The organism is Nocardiopsis sp. NRRL B-16309 (genome assembly GCF_001279585.1).
Classification (GTDB): Bacteria; Actinomycetota; Actinomycetes; order Streptosporangiales; family Streptosporangiaceae; genus Nocardiopsis.
Genome location: NZ_LGEC01000082.1, coordinates 17,385 through 32,263, shown reverse-complemented (window position 1 = coordinate 32,263; position 14,879 = coordinate 17,385). Strand labels below are relative to the sequence as shown.

Annotated in this window: 11 protein-coding genes; 7 read left to right on the top strand and 4 right to left on the bottom strand. The window is 73.5% G+C overall.

Features of this window, described 5'->3' with window-relative positions; all coding sequences use genetic code 11:
* Positions 1–211 precede the first annotated feature (211 nt).
* The 4 genes from ADL05_RS18295 to ADL05_RS18280 form a co-directional block, all read right to left on the bottom strand.
* Entirely contained in the window at positions 212–2,233 is a 2,022-nt protein-coding gene (locus tag ADL05_RS18295; protein WP_053618203.1) for a PhoX family phosphatase, read from the bottom strand.
* 299 nt (positions 2,234–2,532) lie between these two features.
* Entirely contained in the window at positions 2,533–3,384 is an 852-nt protein-coding gene (locus ADL05_RS18290; protein ID WP_053618202.1) for an ABC transporter ATP-binding protein, read from the bottom strand.
* Positions 3,381–4,490: an iron chelate uptake ABC transporter family permease subunit gene (locus ADL05_RS18285; protein WP_053618201.1), complete on the bottom strand. Its 1,110-nt coding sequence runs from the start codon at positions 4,488–4,490 to the stop codon at positions 3,381–3,383. The genes ADL05_RS18290 and ADL05_RS18285 overlap by 4 nt, the downstream gene beginning before the upstream one ends.
* Complete coding sequence (locus ADL05_RS18280) at positions 4,487–5,569, bottom strand: iron ABC transporter permease (protein WP_082376538.1); 1,083 nt, start codon at positions 5,567–5,569, stop codon at positions 4,487–4,489. Before ADL05_RS18280 ends, ADL05_RS18285 begins: the two co-directional genes overlap by 4 nt.
* A gap of 166 nt (positions 5,570–5,735) precedes the next feature.
* On the opposite strand from ADL05_RS18280, the gene ADL05_RS18275 reads away from it, so the two are divergent.
* The 7 genes from ADL05_RS18275 (at position 5,736) to ADL05_RS18245 (ending at position 14,870) form a co-directional block, all read left to right on the top strand.
* Positions 5,736–6,761, top strand: coding sequence for an iron-siderophore ABC transporter substrate-binding protein (locus tag ADL05_RS18275; RefSeq protein ID WP_053618199.1), 1,026 nt, complete (start codon positions 5,736–5,738; stop codon positions 6,759–6,761).
* A 120-nt stretch (positions 6,762–6,881) separates the two neighbouring features.
* On the top strand, positions 6,882–8,153 hold the full coding sequence (locus ADL05_RS18270) for a hypothetical protein (RefSeq protein WP_053618198.1): 1,272 nt from the start codon (positions 6,882–6,884) through the stop codon (positions 8,151–8,153).
* 151 nt (positions 8,154–8,304) lie between these two features.
* Positions 8,305–8,892: a hypothetical protein gene (locus tag ADL05_RS18265; protein ID WP_053618197.1), complete on the top strand. Its 588-nt coding sequence runs from the start codon at positions 8,305–8,307 to the stop codon at positions 8,890–8,892.
* Between the two features lie 36 nt (positions 8,893–8,928).
* Positions 8,929–10,446, top strand: a complete 1,518-nt coding sequence (locus tag ADL05_RS18260; protein WP_082376537.1) for an aspartate aminotransferase family protein — start codon at positions 8,929–8,931, stop codon at positions 10,444–10,446.
* On the top strand, positions 10,443–11,774 hold the full coding sequence (locus tag ADL05_RS18255) for a lysine N(6)-hydroxylase/L-ornithine N(5)-oxygenase family protein (RefSeq protein ID WP_053618196.1): 1,332 nt from the start codon (positions 10,443–10,445) through the stop codon (positions 11,772–11,774). The genes ADL05_RS18260 and ADL05_RS18255 overlap by 4 nt, the downstream gene beginning before the upstream one ends.
* Positions 11,771–13,099: an MFS transporter gene (locus ADL05_RS18250; RefSeq protein ID WP_053618195.1), complete on the top strand. Its 1,329-nt coding sequence runs from the start codon at positions 11,771–11,773 to the stop codon at positions 13,097–13,099. The genes ADL05_RS18255 and ADL05_RS18250 overlap by 4 nt, the downstream gene beginning before the upstream one ends.
* Positions 13,089–14,870, top strand: a complete 1,782-nt coding sequence (locus ADL05_RS18245) for an IucA/IucC family siderophore biosynthesis protein (protein WP_053618194.1) — start codon at positions 13,089–13,091, stop codon at positions 14,868–14,870. The genes ADL05_RS18250 and ADL05_RS18245 overlap by 11 nt, the downstream gene beginning before the upstream one ends.
* Positions 14,871–14,879: the final 9 nt, after the last annotated feature.

Here is a 14,879-nt window from a genome sequence, read left to right as displayed (position 1 = left end):
CACCACGCCATGGCCGCCTGCCGAACCCCGGGCGCGGGCGTGGGTGAGGGCCGGTCCCGGCGTGTGACCCCCACACCGGGACCGGCGCGGGGCGTGCCCGCGTGCCCTGACGGGTGCCGCCGGGGCGACGCCCGTCAGGGCCCGTGTCCGCCGGGCACGCCCTGGTGCGTCCCGTGCCCCGCACGGGGCGCACCGGTTCGGGAACCGTCCCCTACTGGCCGACCTCGCGTCCGGCCCGGTGCCAGATGCAGGCCACCGACGGACGGGGGAAGTTCCCGTCCGGCCAGGTGCTGGTGGGCAACTCGAAGGTGCCGTCGTCGCCCGGGTGCTGCGGGGCGAGGAAGACGGTCTTGTTGTCCTCGGTGATGAAGGGGCCGCAGGCCTCGGCGCGGTGCGGCACCGTGGCGAAGGTCTTCAGCTCACCGCGGAAGCGCCCCTCGACCGGCATGACGTGCAGGGCGTCGTTCGTGCCCAGGGAGCCGGGCTGGCCGTCGGTGGAGATCCACAGGTTGCCGTGCTTGTCGAAGGCCAGGTTGTCCGGCGCCGAGATCGCCATGACCTTGGACTTGTCGAACCCGGCGTAGTAGGTGTCGTCGTCCTCGGGGTCGCCGCACACCAGCGGCACGTTCCAGCCGAACGTGGTGGCCGCGTTGTCCCCGCCGTCCTCCACGATCTCCAGGATGTGGCCGTAGCGGTTGGGGCCGCGCGGGTTGGGCTCGTCGGCCTGGCCGGGCTCGCGGGCGGAGTTGTTGGTCAGGGCGCAGTAGACCTTGCCGGTCACCGGGCTGGGCTCGAAGTCCTCGGGGCGGTCCATCTTCGTGGCGCCCGCGGCGTCGGCGGCCAGGCGGGTGTACACCAGCACCTCGGCGACGCTGAAGCCGTCCACGAAGCTCTCGGTGGCGTTGCACAGGGCGATCCACTCGCCGGTGCCGTCGAACTCACCGTCGGAGGGCAGGGTGCCGGAGCCGTCGATCTCCTCGGCGGGGCTGTTGCCGGAGAGCCTGGCGACGTAGAGCGTGCCCGAGTCGAGCAGGCCCAGGTTGTGCCGGCGCGAGCCCTCGACGTACCGCCCGTCGCTGACGAACTTGTACATGTAGTCGAAGCGCTCGTCGTCGCCCATGTAGACCACGACGCGGTTGTCGGCGGCCAGGATGGTGTTGGCGGCCTCGTGCTTGAAGCGGCCCAGCATGGTGCGCTTGACCGGCGCGGACTCGGGGTCGAGGGGGTCGATCTCGACGACGTAGCCGAAGCGGTTGGCCTCGTTGGGGTGCTTGGACAGGTCGAAGCGCTCGTCGACCCGGTCCCAGCGGCGGCTGGAGGGACCGGTGCCGAGGCCGTAGCGGTTGGTCTCGGCGGTGCCGGGCGCGTTGCCGAAGTACTGGTTGAAGTTCTCCTCGGCGCTGAGGAAGGTGCCCCAGGGGGTCATCCCGCCAGAGCAGTTGTTGAGCATGCCCAGCACCTCGGTGCCGGTCGGGTCGGCCTCGGTCCTGAGCAGGTCGTGCCCGGCGGCGGGACCGGAGATGACGAAGGGGGTGGAGGTGTGCACGCGCCGGTTGAAGGCGCGCTCGCCCTCGGACAGCTTCCACTGCCCGCTGCGGCCCACGCGCTCGACCTCCACCAGTGAGCCGCCGTGCGCGGCCATGGTGACGCGGATCTGCTCCGGGTCGGCGTCGGCGCCGCCGGTGTACCCGGCGAACATGATGCGCTCGTTGGTGTACTCGTGGTTCACCCACAGCAGGCCGTGGTCGTCGTCGAGCAGGTGGAAGCCGACGTAGTCGCAGTTGTAGCCGAACTGCTGGGCCTGGGCCTCGGCTGTGAGGTTGTCGATGTCGAAGTCGGGCGCGCCGGGCAGGACGGGGTCGCCCCAGCGGATGATGACGTGCTGCTCGTAGTTCCTGGGAACGGTGAGCGCGTCGTCGCTGTTGGGCAGCACGTTGCGGAACGTCAGGCGCGGGGCGGGGTGGGGGCGGTCCGGTCGGCGGTCGGCCAGGGCCGGGGAGAGGGCGGAGAGTCCGAGCGCGCCCGCTCCGGCGGTCACGGCTCCGGTCCGCAGCGCGGCCCGGCGGGAGAGGGCCTTCTGGAAGATGTCACCGAAGTAGGCGTTGCCGCTGGTGTTGGGTGCCGGGTGGAAACAGGCGTCGCCGCAGCGGTAGTGACACGTCGCGCGGGATCGGCCACCACCGACCTGGCCGAGGAGCGGCAGGAGGCGGCGTTGGGGCGCGGATTCGGGCACGCGATACTCCTTGGGGATCGTGACTGCTCCCACGCGCCCACCGGGTACGGGTGGCCGGGCCAGGGCGTGCGGGTGATCGGCCGGCGGAGGGTTCCACCAGCCGATCCTGACCTTGGCCGAGGTTTCACACGCAGGGGTGAAACCAGGGTGAACGCACCGACAACTCCGACACATCCCTCACAACATCACATGTCATTGCCGCCTGAGCACCCACCGTCGCGGTTGGTCGTGATGATGACGTGCCCGTGCGCCCGACGCCAGGCCCCACGCCCGCCGCCGCCCTCCTGGCTGCGCGCCGCCTACTCGGCGGAGCCGCTGCGGCCGACCGGGACGATCAGCGGGCCGCCGGTGACCGGGTCGGGCACGACCACGGCGTCCAGGTCGAAGGCCTCGCGCAGCAGGTCGGGCGTGAACACCTCGGCGGGCGGGCCGCAGGCGATGACCTGCCCCTCGCGCATGGCGATGATCGTGTCCGCGTAGCGCGCGGCCAGGTTGAGGTCGTGCAGCACCATGACGATGGTCCGCCCGCCCTGCTGGTGCAGGTCGCGGACCAGGTCCAGGACGTCCACCTGGTGGACCAGGTCCAGGAACGTGGTGGGCTCGTCCAGCAGCAGCAGGTCGGTCCCCTGTGCCAGGACCATGGAGATCCACGCGCGCTGGCGCTGCCCGCCCGACAGCTCGTCGAGCGGGGTGTCGGCCAGGTGCAGCAGCCCCGTCTGCTCCAGGGCCGCGGCCACCGCCTGCTGGTCGTCGCCCGACCACTGCCGGTACCACTTCTGGGAGGGGTGGCGTCCGCGCGCGACCAGGTCGGCGACGGTGAGCCCGTCCGGGGCGAGGGGCTGCTGGGGCAGCACGCCCAGGACCTGGGCCACCTCGCGGGTGGGGACGCGGTGGATGTCGCGGCCGTCCAGCTCCACCACGCCCGCGCGGGGGCGCATCAGCCGTCCCAGGGCGCGCAGCATGGTCGACTTCCCGCACCCGTTGGGGCCGATGACACAGGTGATGGTGCCCTCGGCGATGTCGGCGTCCAGGTCCCGCACGATGGGCCGCTCGTCGTAGGCCAGGGTCAGGCCCCGGGCGCGGAGCCTGGCGGGGGCCGCCGCGCGGCCGGTGGTCTCGTCCCGGGCGGTGCTGGTGGGTGAGGTGGTCACGCTTGGGCCTTTCGGTTTCCGCGCACGAGCAGGTAGATGAGGTAGAGGGCGCCCAGGCAGCCGGTGACCACACCGACCGGAAGCTGGATGTTGGCCAGCATGTTGCGGGCGATCAGGTCCGATCCGCAGGTCAGTACGGCCCCGACCAGGGCGGAGAGCAGGACCGGGGGCCGCGGGGCGCGGGCCAGCCGCAGCGCGATCTGCGGGGCGGCCAGGGACACGAACAGGATCGGTCCGGCGGCCGAGGTCCCGAAGGCGGCGATCAGCACGGCCAGCACCAGCATCCCGGTGCGCGCCCGCTCCAGGGGCACGCCCAGGGAGAGGGCCACGTCGTCGCTGTAGGCCATCGCGTCCAGGGTGCGGGCGCCGATCAGGGCCAGGGGCAGCAGCACGGCCAGGGCCAGGGCGACGGGGGCGGCGTTGTCCCAGGTGCGCATGCTCAGGCTGCCGGCGATCCAGACCATGGAGCGGCCGGTGTCGGAGACCTCCCCCAGGGTGAGCATCCACAGGGTGATGTTCATCAGGACCGCGGACAGGCCCACGCCCACCAGCAGCAGCCGGTAGCCGTCGACGCCGCCGCGCCAGGCCAGCGCGTAGCACAGCATGCCCGCGGCCAGGCCGCCGACCAGGGCGACCACGGGGATCCCCACCGTGGACAGGGTGCCGCTGACGATGCCGTAGCTGCCGCCGAAGGCCAGGACCCCGACCACGGCGGCGCTGGCGCCGTGGGTGACGCCGAGCAGGTCCGGGCTGGCCAGCGGGTTGCGCATGATGGTCTGGGTGACGGCCCCGGCGGCGGCCAGGGCGGCCCCGGCCAGCAGGCCGACCACCACGCGGGGCATCCGGACCCGCCAGACCGTGAAGTAGTGCTCGTAGTCGGTGCCGATGACGTGCGCCCAGACCTGGCCCGGCGTCAGGACGGTCTGCCCGATCATGAGGTTGGCCCACACCAGCGCGGCCACGGCCAGGACCGTCACGGCGCTGACCAGGACCAGGCGGGGCCGCCAGGCGAGCACCACCGGCCCCAGGCGGATGCCCCGGTACCGGCGCGCCAGGTGGGCCAGGGCGCGCTCGCGGTCGTCGGTGGGGGTGAGGGTGGAGGTCATAGGGAGAGCAGCCTCCGGCGGCGGACGACGTAGATGAAGAAGGGGGCGCCCAGCAGGGCCAGCACCACGCCGACCTGGAGTTCGCCGGGCGGGGCGAGGAAGCGGCCCAGGACGTCGGCGCTCAGGAGCAGGATGGCGCCGAGCAGCCCCGAGTAGGGCAGCAGCCACCGGTGGTCGGAGCCGACGACGCCCCGGGCCAGGTGGGGCACGATGAGCCCGACGAAGGCGATCGGCCCGCAGGCGGCGACGGTGGCGCCGGTGAGCAGGGTGATGGCCAGCAGGCCGACCAGCCGGGCCCGGCCGACGCGGTGCCCCAGGGCGCGGGCGGTGTCCTCGCCCAGGGCCAGGGCGTTGAGCGCCCCGGCGTTGGTCAGGGCCAGCACCGTGCCCACGAGCACGATGGGCAGTGCCTGGACGATGACCTCGGGATCGCGGCCCACCAGGGAGCCGACCCGCCAGAACCGGAAGTCCTCCATGGTGGCCTGGTCGAGCAGGACCACGCCCGAGACCAGGGAGTAGCACAGCCAGCTGACGGCGGTTCCGGCCAGCGCCAGGGTGATGGGTGTGGGTCCGCGTCCGGGGACCGAGCCGACGGCGTAGACGACGACGGCCGCCAACGCGGCTCCGGCGAAGGCGAGCAGGGCCTGGGGCCGCAGGTCGGAGATACCGAACAGCGCGATGCCCAGGACGACCGCCAGGGCGGCCCCGAAGGTGACGCCGAGGATGCTGGGGTCCCCGAGGGGGTTGCGCGTGTGGCCCTGCATGAGCGCGCCGCCCAGTCCGAGGCTGACCCCGGCGATCAGGCCCAGGGCCGTTCTGGGCATGCGGATCTCGTGGACGATGATGTCGGCTTCGTGTCCGGCGGTGCCGGTGAGGGCGTGCCACACCGTCTCGGGGCTCAGGGCGCGGGCGCCGATCATGACGCTGGCGGCCGTGACCAGGAGCAGCAGGAGCGCCAGTCCCGCCAGTCCGGTGATGCGGCGGGCGCGGCGGGCTCCGAGTGCGCCGCCGCGCAGGTCGGGGGCGTCGGGGGCGGGGGCCGACACAGGGCTCGGGGGCGGCCCGCTGGTGTCGTGCACCGAGATCTCCCATCATGACGAAGGCCAGGTCAACCTTGGTTAGGTTTGCCTAGCCACACTTCGATCATCTAAGTTTGCCACGTCTCAACCAGGAACTACACATCCGGGGCGCATCCCCGCTCCCCGTGTGTCCCGGATCGTCCCCTAACCGCTGGAGTGCCTGAAAATGAACGCCTGGATCCCGCTGCGCCGTGCGGGCCTGCCCACCGTCGCGGCCGCCGCGACCGTCGCCCTCCTCACCGCCTGCGGGGCGAGCGGACCGGCCGAGGACACACCCGAGGAGACCGAGGGCGGCTCCGCCGGGGGCTACCCGATGACCGTCGAGCACCAGATGGGCGAGAGCGAGATCGCGGCCCCGCCGGAGCGCGTGCTGCCGCTGGACGCGGCCTTCGTGGACTCCACCCTGGCCCTGGGCGGCAACGTGGTGGGCTTCACCACGTTCGCCGAGGACGTCACCGAGCTGCCGGACTACCTGCTCGACAGCGACTGGAACACCGGCACCTCCGACGACGCCCAGCCCGTGGGCCTGCTGTGGGAGCTGGACCCGGAGCTGGTGGCCGCCACCGAGCCCGACCTGATCCTGTCCGCCGAGGTCCGCCACGGCGACGGCTACGACCAGTTCACCGAGATCGCGCCCACGGTCATGTCCGAGACCACCGGTGCGACCTGGAAGGAGAACCTGCTCCTGACCGGACAGGCCCTGGACGCCGAGGAGCAGGCCGAGGAACTGATCACCGAGTTCGAGGAGCGCGCCGCCGCGATCGGCGAGGAGATCGTCGAGGACAACGGCGGGGAGGCCCCCACCGTGTCGATCGTGCGCTTCGCCGGCGACCAGGAGGGCGTGCGCCTGTACACGCCCAACTCCTACATCGGCGTGATCCTGGAGGACCTCGGCCTGGAGCCCGGCCCCGGCGTGGACACCGAGTCCGAGGAGATCATCACCTACCACAGCCAGGAGCGCCTGCTCGACCTGGACGCCGACCAGGTGTTCGTGGCCACCTACGACGACGGCGGCGCCGACGGCGTCCAGGAGTCCAAGGAGGAGTACCAGTCCAGCCCGCTGTGGAGCGAGCTGGAGGGTGAGATCACCGAGGTCGACGACTCCTACTGGATCTCGGGCGTGGGCCTGATCGCCGCCCACGAGACCCTGGACGACGTCGCCGAGATCTTCGGCGTGGACGCCCAGCGCTAACGGCCGCAGGAAGCCGACAGCCGCAGGAAGGGGTCCGCGCCCGAACCGCGCGGACCCCTTCCTCCTGCCGTGCGCCGTACGGGCGCCACGGCGGGACCACCACGTACCCGGAGGCAACACATGGAACCGCCCCGCTCCTTCGAGCACGCCCCCGCCCTGGACGCCGAGCAGATCCCCGGCCCCGTCCGCGAGGCGGCCCGGCGCCTGGCCGCCCACCCCGGCTCGGGGTACGTCTACGACCCGGCCCTGACCGCGGCCCGGGCCCGTGCGCTGCGCGGCGCGCTGCCCGACTGGGCGCGGGTGTACTTCGCGGTCAAGTCCAACGGCTTCGACGACGTCCTGGCGCACCTGGCCCAGGCGGTCGACGGCTTCGAGACCGCGTCCCTGCGTGAGGCCCGCTCCGCCCTGGCGCACCTGCGGGGCAGCGTCGGCGGCCACCGCGGCCGCCCGATCGCCGTGAGCGGACCGGGCAAGTCCCCCGAGCTGCTCGACGGTCTGGCGCGCATGCGGGTCGAGAGCGGCGCCGAGGTGGTCGTCAACGCCGAGAGCGAGCTGGAGCTGTACCGGGCCTCGGCGGCCGCCGTGGCCGCGGGCACGGTGTTCCCGGTGACGCTGCGCGTCAACCCCGAGCGGGTCCCGGTGCGCGGGGCGCTGGCCATGGGCGGCACGCCCTCGCCCTTCGGCCTGCCCGAGCCGCTGGTGGACGGGGCGGTGCGCACCGCGCTGTCCCTGCCCGGACTGGACCTGACGGGCTTCCACGTGCACGCGGTGAGCGGCAACACCGACGCCGTCGCCCACGCCGCCTACGTGCGCTGGTGCCTGGAGTGGGCCCGGCGGACGGCCGACGCGCACGGGGTGGACCTGCGGGTGGTGGACGTGGGCGGCGGCCTGGGCGTGCCCTTCGAGGACGGCGACGAGGCCTTCGACGTCAAGGGCTTCGGCGCGTCGCTGGCGGAGCTGCCCGACCCGGGCGTCGAGGTCGTCTTCGAACCCGGACGGTGGATCGCCGCTCCGGCGGGCTGGTACGCGGCGCGCGTGACCGACGTCAAGTCCGCCTACGGCCTGGACTTCGCGGTGGTGCGGGGCGGGATCAACCACTTCCAGCTGCCGACCTCGTGGGAGATCCGCCACAACTTCGCGGTGCTGCCGGAGCCGACGTGGCCCGCGAATATGCCCCGCCCCCAGGTGGCGGGGGCGTCGGTGACGGTCTCGGGTGAGCTGTGCACGCCCGAGGACGTCCTGGCCCGGGACGTGCGCGTGGAGGCGCTGCGCGCGGGCGACACGCTGGTCTTCCCCAACGCGGGGGCCTACGGGCACGAGTTCGCGATGCCCGCGTTCCTGGCCCACCCGGCCGCGCCGAGGGTGAGCGTGGACTCCACCGACCGAAGGTGATCCAGACCGCAGGACGCCTCTCGACCTTGACATGCTTAGGTTAGCCTGGCCTAATCGTAGTGGCCCCGGTGTCCTCCGCGCCGTGGCCCCCGCCCCCATGGCCCCCTTGCCCCCAGCGCTCCGCACCGACGACCAAGGAGTCCGTGCCCCCGTGACCGCCACATCGACCACCGTCGAGTCCTCCTCCCCAGCCACACTCTGGCGCATCGACAACCTCACCGGCGCCGAGGTCCTGGACGACCTGTCCCCCTGGGTCGACGCCTACGAGGAGGTCTACGCCCACGCCCTGCACCTGCCCGACCACAACGACCCGGCGTTCGGCGAGCGCCTCGCCTTCAGCGCCGCCCGCTCCGGCTTCCGGCTCACCGCCGCCTACGCGGACCGGGAACTGGCCGGCTTCGTCTACGGGTACACCCTGCCCACGACCACGGGCTGGTGGGACGACTTCACCCCCGCGCCGGAGGCCGGCGCCGACGTCGCCGTCGAAAGACCCGGGCGCACCTTCGGCGTGTGCGAGGCCCTGATCCGCACCCCCTTCCGCCGCAGCGGCCTCCCGGAGCGGATGCAGCCGTTCCTGCTGAGCGGCCGCACCGAGGAGCGCGCGGCCGGCCTGGTCGCCGAGACCAACACGCACGTCCTGGACATCTCCCTGCGCAACGGTTGGCAGTACGTGGGCGACCTCGCCCCGCACCCCGGCTGGCGCCGGCACCACTGCCTGGTCCTGCCGCTGACCGACTAAGACGCCGATTCCACGGAAGCCAGGTGCCCCACGCCCATGTCCATCACCCCCAGTACCGAAGATCTCGCCATCAGTGCTGAAGCGTCGCCGCGAACCGGACTCGCCGGAGCGCCCCAGGGACCCGCGGCCGTCTCGGCCCTGGTCGAGGAGGCCATGCACACCCTGGCCCTGGCCACCGCCGAGCGGGGCGGCCCCCTGCCCGCCCGGGGCCCGCACGAGGTCGCCGAGGCCGTCCGCGCGGCCCTGTCCGCCACCGGCGCCGCGGCACTGCCCCGCCTGACCCGGGCCCTCACCGCGGGGGCCGCCGACCCGGCCCACCCCCACTGCGCGGCCCACCTGCACTGCCCGCCCCTGGCCGTGGCCGTGGCCGCCGACACCGTCGCCTCCGTCCTCAACCAGTCCCTGGACTCCTGGGACCAGTCGCCCGCCGCGACCGCGATGGAGACCCAGGTCGTCGCCGAACTGGCCGAACTCGTCGGCTACCGGGGCGAGCAGGCCGGCGGCGTGGTCACCTCGGGAGGCACCGAGTCCAACCTCACCGCCCTCATGCTGGCCCGCGACCACGCCCTGGGCACCGCCACCGGCCGCGAGGTCGGCCGCCACGGCCTGGCCCCGAGCCGTGCCCGGCCCCGCATCCTGTGCGGACGGGTCGCGCACTTCTCCGTCCAGCGCTCGGCCGCCCTGCTCGGCCTGGGCGAGGACGCCGTGGTCGCCGTCGACGTCGACGAGCGGCACCGGATGCGCCCCGCCGCCCTGCGCGCCGCCCTCGAACGCACGCGCGCCGACGGGGACGTCCCCGTCGCGATCGTGGCCACCGCCGGGACCACCGACCTGGGCGGCGTCGACCCCCTCCCGGCCATCGCCCACCTGGCCGAGGAGTTCGGCGTGTGGCTGCACGTGGACGCCGCCTACGGAGGCGGCCTGCTGTTCTCCCGGCGCCTGCGCGGGCTCCTGTCCGGGCTGGAGAGCGCCCACTCGGTCAGCATGGACCTGCACAAGCTCGGCTGGCAGCCGGTCGCCGCCGGCGTCCTGCTCACCCGCGAACGCGCCATGTTCGCGCCGCTCTCCCGCTCGGTGGACTACCTCAACCCCACCGACGACGAGGAGTCGGGGTACCCGAGCCTGCTCGGCTACTCCCTGCGCACCACCCGCCGCGCCGACGTCTTCAAGATCGCGGTCACCCTGCGCACCCTGGGCACCGACGGGCTGGGCGCCATGGTCGAGGCCTGCCACGACCTCGCCCAGCGCACCGCGGCCCAGGTCATCGCCGAGCCCCGGCTCGAACTCGCCCAGGCGCCCTCCCTGACCACGGTCGTCTTCCGCTACCGGGCCGGGGGCACCGCCGAACACGGCGACCGGGTCAACGCCCGGCTCCGCCGCCGCCTGCTCGAACAGGGCCGCGCCGTCGTGGGCCGCACCAGCATCGACGACCGCGTGTGGCTCAAGCTCACCCTGCTCAACCCCGACACCACCCCCGACGACACCGCCGCCCTGCTCGCCCTGGTCGCCGACGCGGGCGACGCCGAGCAGTCCCACCTCCAGGAGTCCCGTTGACCAGCGCACCCTCCCCCGGAGACGACCGCGTGCACGACCTCGTGGGCGTGGGCCTGGGCCCGTTCAACCTGGCCCTGGCCGCCCTCGCCGACGCCGTCCCCGGCCTGTCCGCACGCTTTCTCGAAGCACGGCCCTCCTTCTCCTGGCACCCCGGCCTGCTCCTGGAGGGCGCCCGCCTCCAGGTCCCCTTCCTCGCCGACCTGGTGAGCCTGGTCGACCCCACCAACCGCTGGTCGTTCCTGTCCTACCTGCGCGCACACGACCGGCTCTTCCCGTTCTACTTCTCCGAGAACTTCCACGTGCCCCGGCGCGAGTACGACGACTACTGCCGCTGGGTCGCCCAGAACCTGGACTCGTGCGGCTTCGACGCCCGCGTCAGCGCCGTACGCCACGACCCCGGCGTCCTCACCGTCGACTACGTCGACTCCCAGGGGCGGCGCTCCACCGTACGCACCCGCGCCCTGGTCGTGGGCATCGGCACCGAGCCGGTCCTGCCCGAGCCCCTGCGCGACCTGGAGGGCGACCGGGTCTTCCACGCCGCCCACTACCTGGACCGCGCCCCGGCGCTGGCCGGAACAGGCGACGTCACGGTCATCGGGTCCGGCCAGTCCGGCGCCGAGGTCTTCCTCGACCTGCTGCGCTCGGCCGCCCACCGCGACACCGCCGTGCACTGGCTGACGCGCTCGCCCGCCTTCGCCCCGATGGAGTACTCCAAGCTGGGCCTGGAGCACTTCACCCCCGACTACACCCGCTACTTCCACGCCCTGCCCCAGCCCGTCAAGGACCGGGTCGTGCCCGGGCAGTGGCAGCTCTACAAGGGCATCAGCGCCGACACCATCGCCGAGATCCACGACGTGCTCTACGAGCGCGGCATCGCCGGCGCCCCCACCGGCACCACCCTGCGCGCCCACTGCGAACTGACCGCGGCCCGGCGCGAGCGGGACGGTTACGAACTCACCTTCGTCCACCGCGAGCAGGAACGCGAGTTCACCGTGCGCACCGACGCCGTCGTGGCCGCCTCCGGCTACGCCCAGCGCGACCCCGACTTCCTGGCGCCCCTGGCCAAGTTCCTGCACACCGACGACCGCGGCCGCCAGGTCATCGGCGCCGACCTGCGCCTGGCCGCCGACCCGGTGCTGGACACACCCATCCACGTACAGAACGCCGAACTGCACACGCACGGCGTCGGCACACCGGACCTGGGTCTGGGCGCCTGGCGCGCGGCCACCATCCTCAACAGCATCGCGGGCCGCACCGTGCACCGGCTGCCCGAGCGCACCGCCTTCACCTCCTTCGGCGCACCGCAGGGGCCGGGGGGCCGAGCGTGAGCGGTCCCGCCTTCCGGCGCCTGTACCTGCTGGTGATCGTCCTGCACCTGGTGTCGGACGTGGCCCTGAGCCCCTTCTACCCCCAGCTGTTCGAGCGCCTGTTCGGCGTCACCGACATGTCGGCGACCGGCACCTACATCTGGATCTGCCGGGTCACCGCCCTGGCCGCCATGCCGCTGTGGGGGCTGGCGGCGCGCCGCTTCTCCATGGCCTCGATCGTCCTGTGGTGCCTGGGCGTCGCGGCCGTGCTGGAACTGATGATCGCCGCCGCGCCGACCTATGCGGTCTTCACGGCGCTCTCGGCGGTGCAGGTGGCGGTCACCATGTCCTTCGCCCTGGCCTACCCGGCCTTCGTGGGCAGCGGCACCGACCGGATGCGCGACGTCACCGCGCACGCCTACATCATCAACATCGGGATCGTGACCGCCACCGCCCTGGGCGCCGGGATCATGGCACTGCCCAACCCGCGCTGGGGCATCGCCGCCTCCGCGGTGCTGTACGTGGTGCTGGCCCTGGTGTGCCGCCGCCACCTGCCGCGCGGACGCGCCGCGGAGCCCGCCGTGCACGACGGCGCGCCGCCGCGCGCCGACGGGGCCCCGCCCGAGGAGGGCCCCTCCGACGGGACCCGGCCGGAGGGGACCGCGGCCCCGCGGCCCGCCCGCGCCTGGTCGCGGCCTGGACTGCTCGTCCCGCTGGTGGCGGTGTGCGCCGCCGTCCTGGCCGCCGAGTCGGCGCGCCTGGTGGTCCGTCCCTTCTTCACCCTCTACGCCGAAGAGGGCGGGATCGACCCGAGCACGGCCGCCGCACTGTTCCTGCTGCCGCAACTGACCGTGCTCGCGGTACTGCCGCTGGCCGGGCGGGCCCACGCCCTGCTGGGCCGGTCCCTGCTGCCGGTCGCGTGCGCGGTGGCCGCGCTGGGGCTGCTCGCCCAGTTCCTGGCCCCCGGGCCGGCCCTGCTCATCCTGGGCCGGGTGTTCTTCGGCGCCGGGCTCGGCCTGGGCCACGTCGCCCTGGACCTGCGCATCTTCACGGTCACCCAGGCACGGGGACCGGCCTTCGCCGCCGTGGAGACCGTACGCGTGGGCGCCACCCTGATCAGCCCGCTCCTGGCCACGGGACTGGCCACGGTCGGCCTCGGGCTGCCGCTGGCCGCCGGGGCCGCCCTGTTCGCGGTCCTCTCGCTCCTGCTCATCGTCCTGCCCTCCCGTCCCCCCGGCACGGACTCCCCCGCAGCGGCCGAAACACCACCCGCCACACCCGACCCCGACCGCGGATCCGAACCATCCGCACACGACCGCGAGGAAAGGGACCTGCATGTCCACTGAGACCGCACCGCCGACCACCAGCGCCCACACCTGGCGCCAGGCGGGCCGCCGCCTGCTCGCCCACATGGTCGGCGAGATGGCCTACGAGGAGATGGTCGTCCCCACCCCCGAGGGCGCCGACCGCTGGACCCTGGCGGTGGACGAGGGGACCGTCTACACCTTCACCGCGCGCCGGGGCGGGTTCGGGTCCTGGCACGCCGACCCCGACTCCTTCGTGCGCACGACCGCCCGGGGCAGCGAGCAGGCCTGGGACCCCACCCTGTTCGTCACCGACGCGCAGAAGACCGTCGGGCTGCCCGGCGACTCCCTGGCCGAGGTGGTCCGCGACCTGCTGGCCACGCACACCGCCGACGCCCGCCTGCTCCAGGCCACCCCCGCAGCGGCCGACCTGGCCGACCTGGCCTACGAGGACCTGGAGGGCTACCAGACCGGCCACCCCTGCATCTTCGTCAACAAGGGACGTCTGGGCTTCTCCGCGGCCGACGCCGGGCGCTACACTCCCGAGGCGCGCGGGGCCTTCCACCTGGTGTGGATCGCCGTCCACCCCGACCTGGCCCGCTTCCAGTCCATGGCCGGAACCGACCGCCAGGGCCTGCTCCGGGAGGAACTCGACGAGGACCAGCGCGCCGAGTTCGCCCAGCGCGTGCGGGAGGCGGGCGGCGACCCCGACGCCTACCAGTGGCTGCCCGTCCACCCCTTCCAGTGGGACGAGGTCATCGCCCCGCTCTTCGCCGCCGAGCTCGCCCTGGGCCGCGTGGTCCGGCTCGGCACCAGCCGCGACCGCTACCGCCCCTTCCAGTCCATCCGCACCCTGATGAACCTGGACCGGCCCGACCGGCTCAACGTCAAGGTGCCGCTGATGATCCGCAACACCCTGGTCTGGCGCGGCCTCTCGGGCACCCAGACCGGCTGCGCGCCGCACACCAGCACCTGGCTGCGGACCCTGGCCGACCGCGACCCCTACTTCGCCGAGACCGGCGTGGTCATGCTCGCCGAGCGGGCCTCCACGACCGTGCCGCACCCGGTCCTGGACCGGCTGCCCCAGGCCCCCTACCGCTTCCACGAGCTGCTGGGCACCATCTGGCGCGAGCCGATCCACCGCCACCTGGCCCCGGGCGAGCGGGCACGCACCATGGCCTGCCTGCTGCTGGAGGGCGCCGACGGGCGCGCCCTGGTCGCCGAACTGGTCCAGCGCTCGGGGCTGGAGCCCGTGGAGTGGCTGCGCCGCTTCCTGGGCGCGCTCTTCCCGCCGGTGCTGCACTACCTCTACCGCTACGGCGCCTCGTTCACCCCGCACGGGGAGAACGTCGTCCTGCTCTTCGACGAGCACGAGCGACCCACACGCATCGCCCTGAAGGACTTCGGCTCCGACGTCGAACTGCTCCCCTTCGACCTGCCCGAGTACGCCGAGATCCCCGACCACGTGCGCGCCCAGCTGCACCGCTGGGAGCCGGGCGAGCTGGCCCACTCGGTGCTCTCGGCGATCTGCGCCGGGCACCTGCGCTTCCTCGCCGACATCGTCCAGCGCCAGCTCGGCGTGGACGCCGACGAGCTGTGGGCCCTGGCCCGCGAGCAGGTCCTGGCCTACCAGGAGCGCTTCCCCGAACTGGCCGAGCGCTTCGGCTGGTTCGACCTGCTGGCGCCGCGCGTGGGCCGGGTCGCCCTGAACCGGGAGCAGCTCATGGGCGGCGGCTTCCACGAGCGCGCCGAACGCGACGCCGAGTTCGACGTCATGCACGGCCAGGTCGACAACCCGCTGGCCCGGCGATGACCACCACGC